This is a genomic window from Streptomyces sp. NBC_00461, from assembly GCF_036013935.1.
Classification (GTDB): Bacteria; Actinomycetota; Actinomycetes; order Streptomycetales; family Streptomycetaceae; genus Streptomyces.
Genome location: NZ_CP107902.1, coordinates 2,947,608 through 2,967,576 on the forward strand (window position 1 = coordinate 2,947,608; position 19,969 = coordinate 2,967,576).

Here is a 19,969-nt window from a genome sequence, read left to right on the forward strand (position 1 = left end):
GCAACGGAATAGTTGCCTGCGCATACGAGGTTTACCCAGCACTTATCTCACGGGAGGCCTCACTCAATGACGCACACGACGACCGACCAGCCCGCGCGGAAAGCGAGCGGAGCCCTGGTTCCGGTGCTCGCCTTCGCGGGGATCGTTGTCGCGGTGATGCAGACCCTGCTCGTCCCGGTCATCAAGGACCTGCCGCAGCTGCTGGGCACCGCGCCCAGCAACGCCACCTGGGTCCTGACCTCGACGCTGCTCTCGGGAGCCGTAGCCACGCCGATCATGGGCCGCCTCGGCGACCTCTACGGAAAGCGGCGCATGCTGATCCTCAGCCTCGCCGTCATGGTGGTCGGTGCCCTGGTCAGCGCCCTCACCAGCGAACTGCTCACGATGATCGCCGGCCGTGCGCTGCAGGGCTTCGCGATGGGCGCGATCCCGCTCGGCATCGGCCTGATGCGCGACATGCTGCCGCGCGAGAAGCTCGGCTCGGCCATGGCCCTGATGAGCTCCTCGATCGGCGTCGGCGGCGGACTCGCGCTGCCGCTCGCGGCCCTGATCGCCCAGCACGCCGACTGGCACGCTCTCTTCTACGTCGCCGCCGGCCTCGGCGCGCTCGCCATCCTCCTCACCCTCCTCGTCGTACCGGAGTCCCCGATGCGCGCCGAGGGCTCCTTCGACGTCCTGGGTGCGATAGGCCTCTCCACCGGACTCGTCCTCTTCCTCCTGCCGATCACCAAGGGCAGCGACTGGGGCTGGACGTCCGGCACCACGCTCGGCCTGTTCGCCGCGTCCGCCGTCGTCCTCGTCCTGTGGGGCGTGATGGAGCTGCGCGTGAAGGCCCCGCTGGTGGACCTGCGCACCACGGCCCGCCCGGCCGTCCTGTTCACCAACCTCGCCTCGATCATGGTCGGTGTCTCCTTCTACGTCGTCTCCCTCGTCCTTCCCCAGCTGCTCCAGCTCCCGAAGGCCACCGGCTACGGTCTCGGCCAGTCGATGGTCACCGCGGGCCTGCTGGTCGCGCCGCTGGGCCTGACGATGATGCTCACGGCGCCGGTCTACGCCCGCCTGTCGGCGAAGTACGGCCCCAAGGTCACCCTGATCCTCGGCATGCTGATCATCGCGATCGGTTACGGCGCCGGCCTCGGCCTGATGAGCGCCGCCTGGCAGAGCCTCGTCATCGCGGTGCTCCTCGGCGCCGGCATCGGCCTCGCCTACTCCTCCCTCCCCGCGCTGATCGTCGGCGCGGTCCCGGCCTCGGAGACGGGCGCGGCCAACGGCCTGAACACGCTGATGCGTTCCATCGGTACGTCGGTGTCGAGCGCCGTCATCGGCATGGTGCTGGCCAACACCGCGAACAACGTCGGCGGTGTGGAGATCCCGACCATGCACGGCTTCCGGGTCTCCTTCCTGATCGCGACCGCCGCGGTCGCCGTCGGCCTGCTGATGGCGCTGTTCCTGCCGAAGGCGAACCGTGCGCCGCAGCTGCGCGCGAGCAGCGAGGAGGACGACGCCGTCGTGGAGCGCGCCGAGGAGGTCCTGCGGGGCTTTCGCGGCCGCGTCCTGGATGCCACCGGCTCCCCGGTCGCCCGTGCCAAGGTCACGCTGATCGACCGGCGGGGCCGGCAGGCGGGGGCGACGCTCTCGGAGGAGGACGGCAGCTATGCGCTCGCCGTGCCGGCCGAGGGAGCGTACGTCCTGGCCGCGCGGGCGTCGGGGCACGGTCCGCTTGCCTCCTCGGCTACGCACGGGGGCGAGGAGCGGGCGGTGGACCTGGATCTGTCGCTGCCCGGTGAGGCCGTGACCGCTTAGCGCCCAGCAGGGTGCGGCGCTCCGGCAGCCGGCGGCCGCGGGTTCGTTGCGCTGGTCGCGGAGTTCCCCTCGCCCCTGAGAGCAAGATTGCCGCACCCCCTTCACAAGCACGCTTGCCGCACCCCCTGTCCCATGGCCGGCGGGGGGTGCGGCAGCATGTGTGCCGAGACGCGCGTACGACCGAAAGGAACCCCATGGCCGCGGCACCCAAGCCGGAGATCCTGGCCGCCTTCGAGGCCGCGAAGGGGTTCATGCCCGTGGACGAGGGCCTCGCCCTGTACGAGGCGGCGATCGAGGCCGGGCGCCTCGGCCTTCCGCTCCTCGAAGTCGGCACGTACTGCGGGCGCTCCGCGATCCTGCTCGCCGACGCGGCCCGCGAGACCGGCGTCACCGCGCTGACCGTCGACCACCACCGCGGCAGCGAGGAGCAGCAGCCGGGCTGGGACTACCACGACCCGGAGACGGTCGACCCCGAACTCGGCCTGATGGACACACTGCCCACCTTCCGGCGCACGCTGCACCGCGCCGGGCTGGAGGAGCACGTGGTGGCGCTGGTGGGCCGTTCGCCGCAGATCGCGTCGATCTGGAACGCCCCGCTGGGCCTGGTCTTCATCGACGGCGGCCACACCGACGAACACGCGAGCGCCGACTACGAGGGCTGGGCCCCGCACGTGGCTCAGGGCGGACTGCTCCTCATCCACGACGTCTTCCCCGACCCCGAGGACGAGTTCACCGGCCAGGCCCCGTACCGCGTCTACCTCCGGGCCCTCGACTCCGGCGCCTTCACGGAGATCTCGGCGACCGACTCACTGCGCGTCCTGCGGCGAACGGGCGCAGGGATCTGAGGGCCCGGTTAGAGTCGCTGACGTGTCGTACGTAGGCCCGGACTTCGATCCTCCCCAGCCCCGCCGCTCCCGCCGCCGCCCCCTGACCGTCGCCGTCGCCGCGCTCGTGCCGGGCGCCCTGCTCGGGTGGCTCGTGTACGAGGCGGTGGGCGGGACGGGGAACGACGGCGGTGGGGCGGGCGCCGCGACCGTGCGGACGTCCGCGACGGCGACGTCCGCCGCTCCGGCCTCCTCCCCCGCCACCGACGACGGCAAGAACCCGAGCGCGACGCCCACCCTCGCCTCGCCCACCTCGTCGGCCCCCGTCGCCTCCGGCTCCCTCAGGGGCAAGGTCGTCGTCATCGACCCCGGTCACAACTCGGGCAACTTCCAGCACACGTCCGCGATCAACCGCAAGGTGAACATCGGGACGAACTGGAAGGAGTGCGACACCACGGGCACGTCCACCAACGCGGGTTACACGGAAGCCCAGTTCACGCTGGACGTGTCCCACCGACTGAAGGCGCTCCTCGAAAAGCAGGGCGCCACGGTGAAGTTGACCCACGACACCGGCTCCCCGGCCTGGGGCCCCTGCGTGGACGAGCGGGCGGCGATCGGCAACAAGGCCCACGCCGACGCCGCGATCTCCATCCACGCCGACGGCTCCGCGGCCGGCAACCGCGGCTTCCACGTCATCCTCCCGGGCAGCGTCCACGCCGGCACCGCGGACACCCGCTCCATCGTCGCCCCCTCCGCCGAACTCGGCGAACGCATCGCGGGCAACTTCGTCCGCGCCACGGGTTCGGCCCCGTCCAACTACATCGGCGACGGCACCGGCCTCGTCACGCGTAAGGACCTGGGCGGTCTCAATCTGTCAACGGTTCCCAAGGTGTTCATCGAGTGCGGCAACATGCGCGATATCAAGGACGCAGCACTGCTCACGAGCGGTGCATGGCGACAGCGGGCCGCGCAAGGAATTTCTGAGGGAATAGTGAGTTTCCTGCACGGTTCGTGATCAGCGGGCTGCTCCCGGCGGACACCGTGGTCGGACGGGCGATAGGGTTCACCGACGACGAGACGACCTACGAAGGACCTTTGAAGTGAATATCCGCTCCCTCACTCGAGGCGACGGCGTGGTGATCGGAGCAGCGGTGTTGCTGTTCATCGCGTCGTTTCTCGACACGTATGGCGGCGACAGCAGCAACATCCCCAACGCCTGGGACAACCTCGGACTGCTGATGAGCGTGTACATCGGCGGCATCGCAGGCGCGGTCCTGGTCGTCGTCGCACGCGCGCTGCCGCAACCCCGCAAGGTCGTTGGCCTCGACCTCGGCCAGTTCGGCGTGGCACTGACGGTCTTCGCCGCGTGGACCGCCCTCTGGACGATCTTCGACCCGGCAGGGTCGATCGACACGGGCGGGTTGAGTGTCGAAAGGGGCGCAGGCCTCATCCTCGGCCTGATCGCCGCCCTGCTCCTGGCCGGAGCCGCAGTCGCCTCTCCGCTGGCCCCGCCCCTCCAGGCCGCCCTCCTCCCCGCCCCCAAGCCCGTCGCCCCGCAGCCCTACGGCGGTCAGCCGCAGGGTGGTTACGGCTACCCCGGTGCCCAGCAGCCGCAGGCCGGGCAGCCCTACGGCGGTCAGCCGCAGCCCGGGCAGCCCTTCGGGGGGCAGCAGCCTCCGCAGCCCCAGCAGGCGCAGCAGCCGGCCGGGGACTTCTCGCCGTTCTGGTTCGCCGTTCCGGTGCCGCGGCCACTGTTCGCGGAGGACGGTTCGCCGACGCCGATCGCCGAACTCGCGCCGGGCACCTGGTACCTGGCCGTCGAGCAGCGCGGTCCGGGTCTGGTCGCCCAGACGCAGGACGGCCGTCGTGGCGTGCTGCAGGACACCTCCGGGATCCAGCGCGGCTGACGCCCCACAGACCGTACGACGGCCTCCCGCCCTTCCGGGCGGGGGGCCGTTGTCGTACAGTCGCGGCCCACAGGCCACTGACTGACTGAACGTCAGATAGCGTCGGATATCCCGTGGAGGCGTCATGCGGCTCGGTCTCGCCCTCGGCTACTGGGGCCGCGGCCCCTCCGCGGACCATGTGCCGCTCGCGCAGGAGGCCGAGCGGCTCGGGTACGACTCCGTGTGGACGGCCGAGTCGTGGGGGTCCGACGCCTTCACGCCGCTGACCTGGATCGCGGCGCAGACGTCAAGGATCAAGCTGGGGACGGCGGTTGCGCAGATGGCGGCCCGGTCTCCCACCACCACGGCCATGCACGCGCTCACTCTCGACCATCTCTCCGGCGGGCGCGTGATGCTCGGGCTCGGCCTTTCGGGTCCGCAGGTGGTGGAGGGCTGGTACGGGCGGCCGTTCCCGAAGTCACCGCTGACCGCGACACGGGAGTACGTGGACGTCGTACGGCAGGTGTTGCGGCGGGAGGCGCCCGTGGTGCTGGAGGGGCGGTTCCACTCCCACCCGTACACCGGCGCGGACGGCACGGGCCTCGGCAAGGCGCTCAAGTCCATCACCCACCCCCTGCGTCCCGGCCTTCCCGTCCTGCTCGGTGCGGAAGGGCCGAAGAACGTCGCGCAGACGACCCGGATCGCCGACGGCTGGCTGCCCCTGTACTGGTCGCCGTCCCGTCCCGACGTGTACGGACCGGCACTTGAGGAGCTCCCGGAGGGCTTCCTCGTCGCCCCCATGGCCCGCGTGCAGGTCTGCGGCGACGTGGCCGAGGGGCTGCTGCCCGTGAAGACCATGCTGGGCTTCTACATCGGCGGCATGGGACACGCGGCCCGTAACTTCCATGCCGATCTGATGGCGCGCATGGGGTACGAGGAGGAGGCGCGCCGGATTCAGCGGTTGTTCCTGGAGGGCCGTCGCGAGGAGGCCGTGCTCGCGGTGCCGGACGCCTTCGCCGACGAGATCTCGCTGGTCGGGCCGCGCGAACGGATCGCGGAGCGGCTGGAGTTGTGGCGGAAGGGGCCGGTGACGGATCTGCTGGCCCTCTCCCCGGACCGGGAATCGCTGAGGGTGCTGGCCGAGCTCAACTCCTGACTGAACCCGTACGGGTTTCATCCAGGATTCGGCGGCAATCCGGAAGGTATGTCTCGATACAGCAGCGGCAATCGGGCCGGGGCGGTCGTAGCGATCGTCGCCGACATCATGGCCCTCATCCTGGGCCTGTGGATCGTGATGTACCTCTTGGACGCCAACCGTGCCAACGACCTGGTGCAGTTCGTCCACAACGCGGCGAACTGGCTGGCCGGCTGGTCGCGTGACCTGTTCACCTTCGACAAGGCCTGGGCCCGCGTGATCGCAGGCTACGGTCTGGCCGCGGTGGTCTACCTGTTCATCGGCCACGCGGTGGCCGGACGGATCCAGCGGCACTGAGCGCTCCGCGCGGTGAGCCGGGACGCCCTGGAGCTGGGCGGGGGCTGCCGGTCGACGGGTGCGGGCGGTCGGTGGCTGGTCGCGCCCACGCGGCGGAGCCGCACGTCGGCACAGCCCCGCGCCCCTTTGGGGCGCGGGGCGGGGCGCGGTCAGGCGCAGCAGTCCGGGTCCAGTCCCCTCGGCAGGCTCTCGCCGCCGAACACCGTGCAGGTCGCCTCGTGGCCGCCGAGGGCGGCGACCGCGAGGAGGAGCGAGCCCGCGGTCCACGTGGTCAGTTCCTGCGGCCAGACGGCCTTGTCCTCGAAGACGTAGCCCGTCCAGTAGAGGCCGCTGTCGGCGTCGCGCAGGTGCTGGATGGACTGGAGGACCTCCAGGGCTCGGTCGGACTCGCCCATCGCCCACAGGGTGAGGGCGAGTTCGGCTGATTCCCCGCCCGTGACCCACGGGTTGGGGACGACGCAGCGCACGCCCAGGTCGGGCACGACGAAGCGCTCCCAGCCTTCCTCCACACGGGACTTGGCCTCCGCGCCGGTCAACGCGCCGCCCAGCACCGGGTAGTACCAGTCCATCGAGTAGCGGTCCTTGTCGAGGAACCGCTCCGGGTGCCGGCGGATCGCATGGCGCAGCGCGCCCACCGCCAACTCCCAGTCCGGCTGCGGCTCTTCGCGCTGCTCGGCGATGGCGAGCGCGCAGCTCAGCGCGTGGTGAATCGAGGAGGAACCGGTCAGGAGGGCATCGGTGGTGATGCTGCCGTCCTCCTCGCCCTTCCAGCCGATCTGCCCGCCGGGCTGCTGGAGCCCGAGGACGTACTCGATCGCGGCGTGGACGGCCGGCCACATGCGGTCCAGGAAGGTGTCGTCCCCGGTGGACAGGTAGTGGTGCCAGACGCCTACGGCTATGTACGCGACGAAGTTCGTCTCGCGCCCGCGGTCGGTGACGTCGTCGAAGTCGCCGTCGGCGTAGGCCGCGTACCAGGAACCGTCCTCGTTCTGGTGGCGTGCGAGCCAGTCGTACGCCCGCTCGGCGGCCTCGTGCTCGCCCGCCGCGTCCAGCGCCATCGCTGCCTCGGTGTGGTCCCAGGGGTCCAGGTGGTGCCCCCGGAACCACGGGATCGCCCCGTCCTCCCGCTGCACGGCGAGGATGCCGCGCACGGTCACGGCAGCCTGCTCGGCGGTGAGGACCCCGGGCAGGACGAGGTGTTCTGTCCGGGGAGTGGTCACCGGGCGTCCACCGACGGGAGGTGCGGCTTGGTCGCGTACGCCACGAAGCTCTTGCCGATCAGCGGGTTCAGGGCCTGCTCGGCGACCCGGGTGGCCAGGGGCTTCTTCATGATGTCCCAGACCAGCAGCTTGTGGTACGCCCGCACCGGCAGCGCCTTGTCGTTGTCGACGCCGAACGCGCACTTCAGCCACCAGTACGGCGAGTGCAGCGCGTGGGCGTGGTGCGTGCCGTACGGCTTCAGCCCGGCTTCCTTGATCTTGGCGATCAGCTCGTCCGCCTTGTAGATGCGGATGTGGCCGCCCTCGACCTCGTGGTAGGCGTCGGACAGCGTCCAGCAGACCTTCTCGGGGCCGTAGCGCGGGACGGTGATGGCGATGCGGCCGCCCGGCTTCAACACCCTGACCATCTCGGCGAGTACGCCCTTGTCGTCCGGGATGTGCTCCATCACCTCGGAGATGATCACGACGTCGAAGGACTCGTCGGGGAAGGGCAGCGCCAGGGCGTCGCCCTCCATCGCCGTGGCGGTCGCGCCCTCGGGAGCCTCGCCGGCCTCCTTCATCGCCGCGAACCACTTCGCGACCTCGCGGATCTCCTCGGCGTTCTGGTCGAGCGCCACGACCTGCGCGCCGCGCCGGTAGCACTCGAACGCGTGCCGGCCGGCCCCGCAGCCGAGGTCCAGGACGCGGTCGCCCGGCGCGAGCGGGAACCGGGAGAAGTCGACGGTCAGCAAGTGGCCCTGCTTTCGGGATTGGATGCGGCTAGTTCTTCGACGGCTGCGGGCTGCGGTTCCGCCATGGCTGCGTGGTGCGGCTCCGCCACGACTCCGGGCTGCCGCTCCGCCACGGCCGCGCGGTGCGGCTCCGCGGCGGCAGGTGCGGGCCGGCCGGTCGCGGTCGCTTCGGCGTGTGGGCCGGCGATGGCCTCGCGGTATCTGGCCACCGTTCCCTCGGCGGCCCGGGCCCAGGTGAAGTTCCGCAGCACCCGCTCACGGCCTGCGCGGCCGAGCCGCGCCCCCAGCTCCGGGTCGCCCAGCAGGCGGCTCAGTCCCGCGGCCAGCGCGCCCGGGTCACCCGGGGGCACCGCCAGGCATGTCTCGCCGTCGCGGCCCGCGACCTCCGGGATCGCGCCGCCGGTCGTGGCGACCAGGGGCGTACCCGTGGCCATCGCTTCGGCCGCCGGGAGGGAGAAGCCCTCGTACAGGGACGGGACGCACGCGACCTCGGCCGAGCGGACCAGGTCGACCAGCTCGGCGTCGGAGATGCCCTTCACGAAGTCGACGGCACCCTGGAGGCCGTACCGTCCGATCGCCTGGGCGACGGGCCCCTCCGCGGGCTGCTTGCCCACGACCACGAGGTGGGCGTCGGGGTGTTCGGTGCGAACCTTCGCCAGCGCCTCGACCAGGAACACCAGGCCCTTGAGCGGTACGTCCGCGCTGGACGTCGTCACGATCCGGCCCGGCACCACGGGCACGGACGGATCCGGCGAGAAGAGGTCCGTGTCGGCGCCGATGTGGACGACGTGGATCCGGTCGTCCCGTACGCCGAGGTGGTCGACGATCTCCTGGCGGGAGGTGCCGGAGACGGTGAGGACCGAGGGCAGGCGACGCGCGACGCGCTTCTGCATGCGGGTGAAGGCGTACCAGCGGCGCTTGGACAGCCGCTGCTGCCATCCCTGCGCCGCGTCCAGCTCCAACTGGCGGTCCACGGTGATGGGGTGGTGGATCGTGGTGAGGAGGGGCGCGCCGACGTCCCCCAAGAGGCCGTAGCCCAGCGTCTGGTTGTCGTGCACGACGTCGAACTCGCCGCGCCGGGCGCGGAGATGGCGGCGGGCGCGCAGCGAGAAGGTGAGGGGCTCGGGGAAGCCGCCGGTCCACATCGTCGCGACTTCCATCGCGTCGATCCAGTCGCGGTACTCGTCGCCCTTCGGGGTGCGGAAGGGGTCGGGCGAGCGGTAGAGGTCGAGGCTCGGCAGCTCGGTGAGGGTGAGACCCGGGTAGCCCTCGTCGAGGACGGGGTACGGCTGGGAGCCGATGACCTCGACGCGGTGGCCGAGGCGGGCCAGTTCGCGTGAGAGGTGCCGGACGTAGACGCCCTGGCCGCCGCAGAACGGGTTCCCTTTATAGGTGAGGAGTGCGATGTGGAGCGGTCGCTCGCCGTCGGCGGCGAGGTCCTCCTGGGGACCCGCCTGACTGGCCTCAGCGGTCACTCTGGGCCCCCTTCTGCGTGCACTGTCCCGCGAGATTACGCCGGGACGCTAATCTAGAACAAGTTTCAGACTTGATCGTCCAGGAGGCTCTGAATCTACCGGCAGGTAGGGGCACGGTGAGCAGTGGATCAGGTGATTCGCGCCACGGCGGACGCCCTGCCATGCTCGGTGCGATCACCAGGACCTGTCCGGCGGATCAGGTCGGCTGTGAGATGCGGTTCCTCCTGGCCGACCCGAGCGGGGTCCGGTGCGTGCAGCTGCGAGGCGGAGGAGGGAGTCGACGCGGAGCGTCGGCGACCGACGACAACGCCGCAGATGCGCGTGCCAGGGCCCGCGACGCCGAGCTGATCCGCCGGACAGGCCCTGACCCTCACCGACTGTCACGGAACGGGAACCATGCCAGCGCAAGCGAAGGTGGCCAAGGTGGAAGCACGTACCTCGCAGCCGGCCTCCCCGCCCCTCACGGAGCGGCAGGAGGCGCGTCGTCGGCGCATCCTGCACGCAAGCGCGCAGCTGGCCAGCCGGGGCGGTTTCGACGCCGTACAGATGCGTGAGGTCGCCGAGTCCTCGCAGGTGGCCCTGGGCACCCTCTACCGCTACTTCCCGTCCAAGATCCATCTGCTGGTCGCCACGATGCAGGACCAGTTGGAGCACATGCACGGGACGCTGCGGAAGAAGCCGCCGACGGGTGACACGGCGGCGCAGCGGGTCGCGGAGACCCTGATGCGGGCCTTCCGGGCGCTGCAGCGCGAGCCGCATCTGGCCGACGCGATGGTCCGCGCCCTCACCTTCGCCGACCGCAGCGTCTCGCCCGAGGTCGACCAGGTCTCCCGCCAGACCACGGTGATCATCCTGGACGCGATCGGACTGGAGAACCCCACCCCCGAGCAGCTCTCGGCGGTCCGCGTCATCGAGCACACCTGGCACTCGGCCCTGATCACCTGGCTCTCGGGCCGCGCCTCCATCGCCCAGGTCAAGATCGACATCGAGACGGTGTGCCGCCTGATCGACCTGACGGATCCGGCCGCGGGGAGTACGTCCCGCGACTGAGGCGCACGCACGGAACCTACGAGACGGGTTCCCTTCGCCGGCATTGTCCGGATCAGGTCCTGGGGGTCGCCTTCCGGCCCTACTGCTGCCTTCCGGCCTCTCAGCCCGACCGTCGACGTCGGCCCCGGCGGATGCGTCTGCATCTGCGTCTCGCCAAAGTCGGCTACTCCGGTGGAACTCCCTCACTCGCCTCGTAGGCCACTTCTAAGGATAGAACGCCTGTAAGCCAATGAAACCCCCTGAAGGCTGATTTTTTGGACACCACCTTCTCGTGTTCGGCCCTTACCCCTACTCCTCTTCGGCCCTTATTCCTCCGGCGGAAACACCGGCTCCCCGCTCCCCAGCAGAGTGATCACGATGGCCTCCACCGGGCAGTTCTCCGCCGCCTCCAGAATGCGTTCGTTGGCGTCGGTCTCCGGCTCGACCGGGTGGGACTGCATGGCGGAGTCGAGGCGGAAGGCGCCGGCGGCCCGGTGGACGCACTGGGCCGAGCCGATGCAGACGGAGCGGTCGACCTCGACGTGCCAGCGGTCACCCATGGCGGCTCAGCCCTCCCAGCCGGCCGGGAGATGGATCATCTTGTGTTCGAGGAACTCGCCGTAGCCCTCGGGGCCGAACTCCCGCCCCAGCCCGGAGTTCTTGTAACCGCCGAAGGGGCCGAGCATGTCGAGGCTGAAGGTGTTGACCGAATACGTGCCGGTACGGACCTGGCGGGCGACCTCGATGCCGTGCGCCACGTCCGACGTCCACACGCTGCCGCTCAGCCCGTAGTCCGAGTCGTTCGCGATCTTCAGGGCCTCGGACTCGTCGCCGTAGGGCAGCAGGCAGATCACCGGGCCGAAGATCTCCTCGCGGGCGATCCGCATCGAGTTGTCGACGTCGCCGAAGAGCGTCGGCTCGACGTACCAGCCGCGCTCCAGGCCCGGTGGGCGGCCGCCGCCGGTGAGGATCTTGGCGCCCTCCTCCTGGCCGATGCGGATGTAGTCGAGGTTGCGCTGCTGCTGGCGCCGAGCCACCAGGGGGCCGACCTGTGTCGCCGTGTCCAGCGGGTCGCCGACGACCAGCGCGCTCGCGGCCGTCGCGAAGGCGTCCGCGAACTCGTCGTAGCGGGAGCGCGGGAGCAGGATACGGGTCTGGGCCACGCAGGCCTGGCCGTTGTTCATCCAGGCCGCCGGGACGACGCCCGCGACGGTGGTGGCGAGGTCCGCGTCGGGGAGGACCACGGCCGCCGACTTGCCGCCCAGCTCCAGGGTCACGCGCGTGAGATTGCGCGACGCCACCTCCATCACACGCTTCCCGGCGGCCACCGAACCCGTGAAGGAGACCTTGTCGATCCCCGGGTGTCCGACCAGGTACTCGCTGACCTCGCGGTCGGCCGGGAGGATCGACAGGACGCCCTCCGGGAGCCCGGCCTCACGGGTGATATCGGCGAGGATGTACGCGTCCAGCGGCGACTCGGGCGACGGCTTGAGCACCACGGTGCAGCCGGTGAGCAGCGCGGGCGCGAGCTTGGCGGCGGCCACGAACTGCGGGACGTTCCAGGGCACCACGGCCGCCACGACGCCGACCGGTTCGCGGCGCACGAGGATCCTGCCGAGCACGCCGTCGCGGGTCTCCTCGTAGGTGAAGTTCCGCGCGACGGTGATCGCCGCGTCCCACACCATCATCGCGCCGAGTGCCTGCGCGAGGACGCTCCAGGAGTACGGCGACCCGTTCTCGGAGGAGATCACGCGGGCGATCTCCTCGTGCCGTACGGCGATCGCGTCCTTGATGCGGGTGACGACCTCGATCCGCTCGTCGAGCGACATCCGCGGCCAGGGTCCCTCGTCGAATGCCCTTCGCGCGGCCGCGACCGCCCGGTCCACATCCGCCGTTGAGGCGTGCGGCACGCGTCCGATGACCTCCTCCGTGTGCGGCGAGATCACCTCGATGACGTCCTTGCCGAGGGGGTCGGTCAACTCCCCGCCGATGAACAGCTGTCCGTGTTCCACGAGCTCGGTCATGGCCGACTGCCTTCCCGGGAGCTGACTCTGACGGTTCATCAGATACGGGAACTGATACCAGTTCCCCTCGGAGGAGTCCACAGGCCGCACACCGCCGTCACGGCACGTCCGCGACGGCGGCGTGGCGGTTCGGGCGTCCGATCGATGACTTGGGCTCCCATTGAAACTGGTTCTAGTTATAGTGACGGGAACGCGGCGACAGGGGAGCCCATGGCACAGGTCAGCGACCACGGCGGCGGTGTGCGGTCCGTCCAGGTCCCCATCCCGGACAATCCCCTGGGACACACGCTCGTGTACGTCGTCGACACCGATCGCGGGCCGGTGCTGGTCGACACGGGGTGGGACGACCCCGCGTCCTGGGACACCCTCGTCGAGGGGCTGGCAGCCGCCGGTACAGCGGTGAGCGAGGTGCACGGTGTCGTCATCACCCACCACCACCCCGACCACCACGGCCTGTCCGGCAAGGTGCGCGAGGCGTCCGGGGCCTGGATCGCGATGCATGCCGCGGACTCGGCGATCGTGCGGCGCACCCGGGAGACCCGGCCCGGGCGCTGGTTCTCGTACATGGCCGCCAAGCTCACCGCGGCCGGCGCCCCCGACGAGCACGTGGCGCCCCTGCGCGACGCGGCCCCCCGCACCACCCTGCCGGGCTTCTCCCCCGCCCTGCCCGACCGCGAGATCGTCCCCGGCGAGCTCCTCGACCTCCCGGGCCGCCGGCTGCGAGCCATCTGGACCCCGGGGCACACCCCCGGCCACGTCTGCCTGCACCTGGAGGAGGAGCACCCGGCCCGACTCCCGGGCAGCGGACGCCTGTTCTCCGGCGACCACCTCCTCCCCCGGATCACCCCCCACATCGGCCTCTACGAAGACCCCGACGACGCGACCGTCACCGATCCCCTCGGCGACTACCTCGACTCCCTGGAGCGGGTCGGGCGGCTGGCAGCCGCCGAGGTGCTGCCCGCTCATCAGCACACGTTCACCGACGCGGCGGCCCGGGTACGGGAGTTGCTCGCGCACCACGAGGAGCGGCTCACCGGGCTGCGCGCCCTCCTGGTCGAACCGCTCACCGCCTGGCAGGTCGCCGAGCGCATGGAGTGGAACCGGCCCTGGGCACAAATCCCCTACGGATCACGGAACATCGCGGTCTCGGAGGCCGAGGCGCATCTGCGGCGGCTGGTCAAGCTGGGGCGGGCGGAGGCGGTGACGGGGAGCGACCCGGTGACGTACGTGGCCGTGTAACTCGCTCGCACCTCGTGAGTGTCCCCTGGTACCAACGTCTCCATGGACCCCACGGAGCAACTCCTCGCCGAACGCGCCTGTGAACGTCTGATCCTCGACCTCGTCCACCGCCTCGACCTCGGTGAACCCGCCTCCGTGGCCGAGCTGTTCACCGAGGACGGCGTGTGGGAGTGGCCCCCTCCTGGGGACGGGCGGCGGTCCGAGGGACGGGAGGAGCTGCGGGCGTACTTCGGTTCCCGGCCGCCGGACAAGCTCTCCCGACGGGTCATGTCCAACATCCGGGTCACGGTGACGTCGGCGGACACGGCCGAGGCCACGTCGTACTTCACGACGTACCGCGTCGAAGGCTGGTCGGGCGGCATGGTGCCGACCGGGCCGCCGGTCCAGGTCGGCCACTACCAGGACACCTTCCGCCGCGTCGACGACCGGTGGCTGCTCGCCTCCCGGACGCTGCACCTCCCGTTCGGCGGCCCCACTCCCCGGCAGGGACGCGGCCCCCTCGAACCGGTCAGCACCGACCGTGCTCCCTTCGTCCCCTTCGCCGACGGCAGCCCGCCGCCGCTGTCCCAGGGCGTGCGCAGCGGTCCGTGGCTGTTCACCTCCGGGCAGGGGCCGCTGGATCCGGCGACCGGTGAGATGCCGGCGGACTTCGGGGCGCAGGCGCGGCAGGCGCTCACCAATGTCGAGGCGGTGGTCGCGGCGGCGGGCGGCGACCGGCGGTCCATCACGCGCTGCACCTGCTACCTGGCCGACCGGACCCACTTCGCCGAGTTCAACCGCGTCTACCGGGAGTTCTTCACCGACTGCAGTCCGCTGCCCGCGCGTACGACGGTGGTGGTGCGGCCGGTGCGGGAGGGGGTGCTGGTGGAGGTGGACGCGGTGGCCGCCCTGGGGTGAGCCGTCACACCAGGAGGGACCGGATCAACTCCTCGGCGTCGCGACCCGAGCCGAGCAGTCTCCCCGGCCTGTCCGTGCTCCCCGTGGGCCCGAACCTACCCCGCCCGCCCACCCCCGGCGTGCTCGTTACGGGCCGGTAGAGTGGCCGGGTCGTCATCACGCCGTACGGGGGGAAGCCGGTGCAATTCCGGCGCTGACCCTCCCCCAGTGCCTCAAGGGCCTGGGAGGTACCCCCATCGTGAACCGTCCATCGAAGGCGGTCAGCCGGACTGCCCCGCACGGTCGTGACCGGCTCGCGTGTGCCGGCAGCCTGCCGGTGCACGGCACCGTCGAGGCACACGGAGCCGAGCCGCCCGGGGTGTCCCGTGCTGCCCGCTCCCGCAGGGAGAGGCACCCGCCGATCATGAACGTCGTCCGCCGCAGCGCCGCGGTCCTGGCAGCCACCGCCGTGATCGGCGCGGCCACGCCCGCCGTGGCCGCATCCCCGTCCCCGTCCGTGGCGATACCCGACGGTCTGTACGGCACCGCCGACCCCAAGTACGACGGCGTCTGGCGGCAGTCGCTGGCGCTGCTCGCGCAGGACACCGTCGGCGTGAAGCCCGCCGCGAAGGCGGTGGACTGGCTGCTGGGCCAGCAGTGCGCGAACGGGGCCTACGCGGCGTTCCGCCCGGATGCGGCGAAGGCCTGCGACGCCAAGGTCATGGTCGACACGAACAGCACGGCCGCCGCCGTTCAGGCCCTCGTCGCGCTCGGCGGCCACGACACGGAGACCGGCAAGGCGGTCGGCTGGCTGAAGTCCGTGCAGAACGAGGACGGCGGCTGGGGCTACTCGCCGGGCGGAGCGAGCGACGCGAACTCGACGTCCGTCGTCATCGGCGCGCTGACCGCCGTCGGCGAGCAGCCCGCGCAGGTCGTCAAGGGCGGGAAGGGCGAGAAGGGCGGGAAGTCGCCCTATGACGCCCTGTTGACGTTCGCTCTCCCCTGCGACGGGGGCGGCGCGGGCGCCTTCGCCTTCCAGCCGGACAAGAAGGGGACGTTGGCCGCCAACGCGGACGCGACGGCGGCCGCCGTGGTGGGCGCGCTCGGCAAGGGGCTGGCCGGGGACGCCGTGAAGCCTGCCGGGACCGCCGTGACGTGCAAGGGAGCCGACGACCGCGAGCAGGCGGCGCGCAACGGCGCCGCGTACCTCGTCACCGCACTGGCCAAGGACAAGCACCTGACGTCGACACTCCCCGGCGCCAAGCCCCAGCCCGACTACGGCAACACGGCCGACGCGGTCCTCGCTCTCGCGACCGCCGGTCAGGGCGACAAGGCGGCCGACGCCATGCGCTGGCTGGAGGGCAACTCCCGGACGTGGGCGAAGCAGGGCGGACCGGCCGCATACGCGCAGCTGGTCCTCGCCGCGCACGCGGAGAGCGCCGACGTGCGCGACTTCGGCGGCCAGGATCTCGTGTCGCTCCTCAACGCGACCGGTCCGAAGCCCGCCTCCGTCCCGGCGTCCGCCCCCGCCCCCGCCGAGCACTCGGGCCAGGCAGACCACAAGGACGACTCCGACGACTCCAGCGACTCCGGTGTCAGCGTCTGGTGGATCGTCGGCGTGGGCCTCGTCGGCGGCATCGGCGTCGGATTCCTGCTCAGCGGCCGTAACAAGAGGCGACAGCCGTGATACGGCGCTGCGCGCTGCTCCTCGCCGCGCTGTTCCTGACCCTGGCCGGCAGCGGCCAGGCGCAGGCCGTCGGCTACCGCTACTGGTCGTTCTGGGACTACGACGGCGGTCACTGGACCTACGCCACCCAGGGCCCGGCCACCGCCCGCCCCGACGACGGCGCCGTCCAGGGCTTCCGCTTCTCGGTGAGTGAGGACTCCAGCGACTCGGCGAAGCCGCGCGCGACGGCGTCGTTCCCGGTGATCTGCGCGCGGACTCCGGCGCGGGACGGCAAGAAGCGCGTGGCTCTCGTCCTCGACTTCGGTACGGCGGCGGACGCCCCGTCCGGCGAGACACCGCCGGTGCGTCGTACGGCCTGCGCGCGGGTGTCGTCCGACGGGACCACGGCGGAGGCGCTGGCGTCGGTGGCGAAGCCGCTGCGGTACGACACCAACGCCCTGTTGTGCGCGATCGCGGGGTATCCCCACAAGGGGTGCGGGGAACAGGCCTCCGGCGGGAAGAAGCCGACGGCGGGCTCGACTTCGGCCAAGTCCGGGGAGACGGAGGGCGGGCCGGCCGTGGGGCTGTTCGTGGGGGCCGGGGCGGTCGCGCTGATCGGTGCGGCAGCGGTGTGGCAGGCACGGCGACGCAGGCATGGCTAGTCGTTCCGTGCTTCACCCCGGTGCCTGGTGGCTGTGGTCCCTGGGCCTGGGCACCGCGGCCACCCGCACCACCAACCCCCTCCTCCTGGCCCTGCTCATCGCGACGTCCGCCTACGTCGTCGCCACCTGCCGCACCCGGGCCCCCTGGTCCCGCTCCTACTCCGCCTTCCTCAAGCTCGCCCTCGCCGTCCTGGTCATCCGCCTCTTCTTCGCGGTGGCCCTCGGCTCCCCCATCCCCGGCACGCACGTGATCGTCACCCTCCCCGAACTCCCCCTCCCCCACTGGGCGCAGGGCATCCGGCTGGGCGGCAAGGTCACCGCCGAATCACTCACCTTCGCCTTCTACGACGGCCTGAAGCTGGCCACGCTGCTCATCTGCGTGGGTGCCGCGAACGCCCTCGCCAACCCGTCCCGCCTGCTCAAGTCCCTCCCGGGCGCGCTGTACGAGACCGGCGTCGCGGTGGTCGTCGCCCTCACCTTCGCGCCGCACCTCATCGCCGACGTCCAGCGTCTGCGCGCCGCCCGTCGCCTGCGCGGCCGCCCCGACAGCGGCCTGCGCGGTCTGCTGCAGGTCGGACTCCCGGTACTGGAGGGCGCGTTGGAGCGTTCCGTCGCCCTGGCCGCCGCGATGGACGCCCGCGGTTACGGCCGCAGCGCCGAGGTCGCGACCGGCGTACGCCGGACCACCGCGGCTCTCACCCTCGGCGGACTGCTCGGTGTCTGCGCGGGAACGTACGGGCTGCTGACCGCCGAAGGCGGCACCTACGGGCTGCCCCTGCTGCTCGCCGGGGTCGCCGCGGCGCTGGCGGGGCTGCGGCTGGGCGGCCGGCGCAGCCTGCGCACCCGGTACCGCCCGGACCGGTGGGACCTGCGCGCCTGGCTGGTCGCGGGGTCCGGTGCCGCGGTCGCCGCGCTGCTGACCCTCGCCGCCGCGGACGAGCCACAGGCCCTGCACCCCGGTGTAGTCCCGCTCGTCGCCCCCACCCTTCCGCTGTGGCCGGCGGCAGCCGTACTGCTCGGCCTGCTGCCGTCCTTCGTCGCCCCCAAGGAGCCGTCGTGATCCGCTTCGAGGATGTCTCCGTGACGTACGACGGGGCGGCCGAACCCACCGTGCGGGGCGTCGACTTCGAGGTGCCGGAGGGCGAACTCGTGTTGCTGGTCGGCCCGTCGGGGGCCGGCAAGTCGACCGTCCTGGGTACCGTCAGCGGGCTCGTCCCGCACTTCACGGGAGGCACGCTCAGGGGCCGCGTCACGGTGGCGGAGCGCGACACCCGTACCCACAAACCACGCGAACTCGCGGATGTCGTGGGCACGGTGGGGCAGGACCCGCTCTCCCATTTCGTGACGGACACCGTCGAGGACGAACTCGCTTACGGAATGGAGTCGTTGGGGCTGGCGCCGGATGTGATGCGGCGCCGTGTCGAGGAGACCCTCGACCTGCTCGGCCTGGCCGGTCTCCGCGACCGCCCCATCGCCACCCTGTCCGGCGGCCAGCAGCAGCGCGTCGCCATCGGCTCGGTCCTCACCCCGCATCCCAGGGTCCTGGTCCTCGACGAACCGACCTCCGCCCTCGACCCCGCGGCCGCCGAGGAGGTCCTCGCCGTCCTCCAACGTCTGGTCCACGACCTCGGCACGACCGTACTGCTGGCCGAACACCGCCTGGAACGCGTCATCCAGTACGCCGACCTGGTCGCCGTCCTGCCCGCCCCCGGGGTGGCACCCGTGCTCGGCACGCCGGCCGAGATGATGGCCGTGTCCCCGGTGTACCCCCCTGTGGTCGCCCTCGGCCGCCTGGCCGGTTGGACCCCGTTGCCGCTGACGGTGCGCGACGCACGGCGCCGGGCGGGGGGTCTTCGGGAACGGCTGGCCGAGCAGCGGAGGACACAGACCCCGACAGACGGCCCGACGCAGGGGGCGAGCCCGGCAGACGACAGCCCGAGGCAGGAGGTGCGCGCCGCAGACGACAGCCCGACGCAGGGGGCGAGCCCGGCAGACGACAGCCCGAGGCAGGAAGTGCGCGCCGCAGACGACAGCCCGACGCAGGGGGCGAGCCCGGCAGACGACAGCCTGAGGCAGGAAGTGCGCGCCGCAGACGACAGCCCGACGCAGGGGGCGAGCCCGGCAGACGACAGCCTGAGGCAGGAGGTGCGCACGGCAGACGGCCCGACGCAGGAGGTGACCACCGCCGCGGCGGAAAAGGACGCGGACCCGCCCTGGTGGTCCTGGCCCTTCCCCGCCCGCAGACGCACGAGTTCCCGTACGGCGGTCGCGTCCCCGACTCCCGCCCCCACCGCGGAAGTTCGCGCCCTGGCCGTCCGCCGCGACCGGGTCGAGGCCCTCCGGCACGTCGATCTCACTGTCACCCCCGGCGAGACGATCGCTCTCATGGGGCGCAACGGGGCCGGCAAGTCGACGCTGCTCAACACACTCGTCGGGCTGGTCGAACCGTCCGCCGGAACGGTCCGGGTCGGCGGCGCGGTCCCCCACCGCACCGCGCCCCCGGACCTCGTGCGCCGGGTGGGCCTCGTACCCCAGGAGCCCCGCGACCTCCTCTACGCCGACACGGTCGCCGGCGAGTGCGCGGCGGCCGACCGGGACGCCCGGGCTGAACCGGGTGCCTGCCGGTCACTGGTGTCGGAGCTGCTGCCCGGTATCACCGACGACGTCCATCCGCGCGACCTCTCCGAGGGACAGCGCCTCACGCTCGCGCTGGCCGTCGTGCTGACCGCGCGGCCACCGCTGCTGCTCCTCGACGAACCGACCCGCGGCCTGGACTACGCGGCGAAGGCCCGCCTGGTGACCGTGTTGCGCGCTCTGGCCGCCGAGGGGCACACGATCGTCCTGGCCACGCATGACGTCGAACTGGCCGCCGAACTCGCCCACCGGGTGGTGCTGCTGGCCGACGGCGAGGTGATCGCGGACGGCCCGACGGCCGACGTGGTCGTCTCGTCCCCGTCCTTCGCCCCGCAGATCACCAAGATTCTGGCCCCGCAGAAGTGGCTCACCGTCTCCCAGGTCCGGGAGGCGCTCGCGTGACCGGGA

Annotated in this window: 18 protein-coding genes and 1 pseudogene; 14 read left to right on the forward strand and 5 right to left on the reverse strand. The window is 71.7% G+C overall.

Annotated features, from left to right (window positions below; all coding sequences use genetic code 11):
* Positions 1-66: 66 nt before the first annotated feature.
* The 6 genes from OG870_RS13880 (at position 67) to OG870_RS13905 (ending at position 6,005) form a co-directional block, all read left to right on the forward strand.
* The gene (locus OG870_RS13880; protein ID WP_266513407.1) at positions 67-1,803 is read left to right on the forward strand and encodes an MFS transporter; all 1,737 of its coding nucleotides are present in this window, start codon (positions 67-69) and stop codon (positions 1,801-1,803) included.
* Positions 1,804-1,997: 194 nt separating this feature from the next.
* On the forward strand, positions 1,998-2,648 hold the full coding sequence (locus OG870_RS13885) for a class I SAM-dependent methyltransferase (RefSeq protein ID WP_327690923.1): 651 nt from the start codon (positions 1,998-2,000) through the stop codon (positions 2,646-2,648).
* 22 nt (positions 2,649-2,670) lie between these two features.
* A complete protein-coding gene (locus OG870_RS13890; protein ID WP_327690924.1) occupies positions 2,671-3,642 on the forward strand; it encodes an N-acetylmuramoyl-L-alanine amidase in 972 nt (323 codons plus the stop codon).
* An 85-nt stretch (positions 3,643-3,727) separates the two neighbouring features.
* A complete protein-coding gene (locus OG870_RS13895) occupies positions 3,728-4,534 on the forward strand; it encodes a DUF5336 domain-containing protein (protein ID WP_266585027.1) in 807 nt (268 codons plus the stop codon).
* 124 nt (positions 4,535-4,658) lie between these two features.
* Entirely contained in the window at positions 4,659-5,669 is a 1,011-nt protein-coding gene (locus OG870_RS13900; RefSeq protein ID WP_327690926.1) for an LLM class F420-dependent oxidoreductase, read from the forward strand.
* Positions 5,670-5,717: 48 nt separating this feature from the next.
* Entirely contained in the window at positions 5,718-6,005 is a 288-nt protein-coding gene (locus OG870_RS13905; RefSeq protein WP_266585023.1) for a hypothetical protein, read from the forward strand.
* A 149-nt stretch (positions 6,006-6,154) separates the two neighbouring features.
* On the opposite strand, the gene OG870_RS13910 is transcribed toward OG870_RS13905, so the two are convergent.
* The 3 genes from OG870_RS13910 to OG870_RS13920 are packed head-to-tail and all read right to left on the reverse strand — an operon-like array spanning position 6,155 to position 9,431.
* Positions 6,155-7,225, reverse strand: a complete 1,071-nt coding sequence (locus OG870_RS13910; RefSeq protein ID WP_327690928.1) for a prenyltransferase/squalene oxidase repeat-containing protein — start codon at positions 7,223-7,225, stop codon at positions 6,155-6,157.
* Entirely contained in the window at positions 7,222-7,956 is a 735-nt protein-coding gene (locus OG870_RS13915; protein ID WP_266513430.1) for a class I SAM-dependent methyltransferase, read from the reverse strand. Before OG870_RS13915 ends, OG870_RS13910 begins: the two co-directional genes overlap by 4 nt.
* Positions 7,950-9,431 (reverse strand): glycosyltransferase family 4 protein, encoded by a 1,482-nt coding sequence (locus tag OG870_RS13920; protein WP_327690929.1) that lies wholly within the window; start codon positions 9,429-9,431, stop codon positions 7,950-7,952. Before OG870_RS13920 ends, OG870_RS13915 begins: the two co-directional genes overlap by 7 nt.
* Positions 9,432-9,827: 396 nt before the next feature.
* Between OG870_RS13920 and OG870_RS13925 the strand changes: the two genes are divergently transcribed.
* A complete protein-coding gene (locus tag OG870_RS13925; protein ID WP_266513435.1) occupies positions 9,828-10,481 on the forward strand; it encodes a TetR family transcriptional regulator in 654 nt (217 codons plus the stop codon).
* 305 nt (positions 10,482-10,786) lie between these two features.
* Here the strand turns inward: OG870_RS13925 and OG870_RS13930 are convergent, their stop codons facing one another.
* Together OG870_RS13930 and OG870_RS13935 are read right to left on the reverse strand one after the other, a co-directional pair.
* Positions 10,787-11,020 carry a ferredoxin gene (locus tag OG870_RS13930; protein WP_266513438.1) on the reverse strand — a complete coding sequence of 78 codons (234 nt, stop codon included), beginning with the start codon at positions 11,018-11,020 and terminating at the stop codon, positions 10,787-10,789.
* Between the two features lie 6 nt (positions 11,021-11,026).
* Positions 11,027-12,484, reverse strand: a complete 1,458-nt coding sequence (locus OG870_RS13935) for an aldehyde dehydrogenase (RefSeq protein WP_266513441.1) — start codon at positions 12,482-12,484, stop codon at positions 11,027-11,029.
* 210 nt (positions 12,485-12,694) lie between these two features.
* Here OG870_RS13935 and OG870_RS13940 point away from each other — a divergent pair, with 210 nt between their 5' ends.
* The 7 genes and pseudogenes from OG870_RS13940 to OG870_RS13970 all read left to right on the forward strand — a co-directional run bounded on the left by OG870_RS13940 (position 12,695) and on the right by OG870_RS13970 (position 19,963).
* Positions 12,695-13,723 carry an MBL fold metallo-hydrolase gene (locus OG870_RS13940; RefSeq protein WP_266585015.1) on the forward strand — a complete coding sequence of 343 codons (1,029 nt, stop codon included), beginning with the start codon at positions 12,695-12,697 and terminating at the stop codon, positions 13,721-13,723.
* A gap of 42 nt (positions 13,724-13,765) precedes the next feature.
* A pseudogene (locus tag OG870_RS13945) lies at positions 13,766-14,206 on the forward strand (nuclear transport factor 2 family protein); the annotation flags it as partial.
* A 78-nt stretch (positions 14,207-14,284) separates the two neighbouring features.
* Positions 14,285-14,620: a RidA family protein gene (locus tag OG870_RS13950; protein WP_266588463.1), complete on the forward strand. Its 336-nt coding sequence runs from the start codon at positions 14,285-14,287 to the stop codon at positions 14,618-14,620.
* A gap of 403 nt (positions 14,621-15,023) precedes the next feature.
* On the forward strand, positions 15,024-16,286 hold the full coding sequence (locus tag OG870_RS13955; protein ID WP_266588456.1) for a prenyltransferase/squalene oxidase repeat-containing protein: 1,263 nt from the start codon (positions 15,024-15,026) through the stop codon (positions 16,284-16,286).
* Complete coding sequence (locus OG870_RS13960) at positions 16,283-16,927, forward strand: SCO2322 family protein (RefSeq protein WP_266585013.1); 645 nt, start codon at positions 16,283-16,285, stop codon at positions 16,925-16,927. The genes OG870_RS13955 and OG870_RS13960 overlap by 4 nt, the downstream gene beginning before the upstream one ends.
* Positions 16,920-17,987, forward strand: coding sequence for an energy-coupling factor transporter transmembrane component T (locus OG870_RS13965; RefSeq protein WP_266585011.1), 1,068 nt, complete (start codon positions 16,920-16,922; stop codon positions 17,985-17,987). The genes OG870_RS13960 and OG870_RS13965 overlap by 8 nt, the downstream gene beginning before the upstream one ends.
* A complete protein-coding gene (locus OG870_RS13970; RefSeq protein WP_327690930.1) occupies positions 17,984-19,963 on the forward strand; it encodes an ATP-binding cassette domain-containing protein in 1,980 nt (659 codons plus the stop codon). The genes OG870_RS13965 and OG870_RS13970 overlap by 4 nt, the downstream gene beginning before the upstream one ends.
* Positions 19,964-19,969 lie beyond the last annotated feature (6 nt).

Coding starts and splice junctions, on each gene's coding strand:
- OG870_RS13955 (WP_266588456.1), top strand. CDS start 15,024: ATGAACGTCGTCCGCCGCAGCGCCGCGGTCCTGGCAGCCACCGCCGTG.
- OG870_RS13880 (WP_266513407.1), top strand. CDS start 67: ATGACGCACACGACGACCGACCAGCCCGCGCGGAAAGCGAGCGGAGCC.
- OG870_RS13930 (WP_266513438.1), bottom strand. CDS start 11,020: ATGGGTGACCGCTGGCACGTCGAGGTCGACCGCTCCGTCTGCATCGGC.
- OG870_RS13935 (WP_266513441.1), bottom strand. CDS start 12,484: ATGACCGAGCTCGTGGAACACGGACAGCTGTTCATCGGCGGGGAGTTG.
- OG870_RS13885 (WP_327690923.1), top strand. CDS start 1,998: ATGGCCGCGGCACCCAAGCCGGAGATCCTGGCCGCCTTCGAGGCCGCG.
- OG870_RS13940 (WP_266585015.1), top strand. CDS start 12,695: ATGGCACAGGTCAGCGACCACGGCGGCGGTGTGCGGTCCGTCCAGGTC.
- OG870_RS13900 (WP_327690926.1), top strand. CDS start 4,659: ATGCGGCTCGGTCTCGCCCTCGGCTACTGGGGCCGCGGCCCCTCCGCG.
- OG870_RS13925 (WP_266513435.1), top strand. CDS start 9,828: ATGCCAGCGCAAGCGAAGGTGGCCAAGGTGGAAGCACGTACCTCGCAG.
- OG870_RS13965 (WP_266585011.1), top strand. CDS start 16,920: ATGGCTAGTCGTTCCGTGCTTCACCCCGGTGCCTGGTGGCTGTGGTCC.
- OG870_RS13905 (WP_266585023.1), top strand. CDS start 5,718: ATGTCTCGATACAGCAGCGGCAATCGGGCCGGGGCGGTCGTAGCGATC.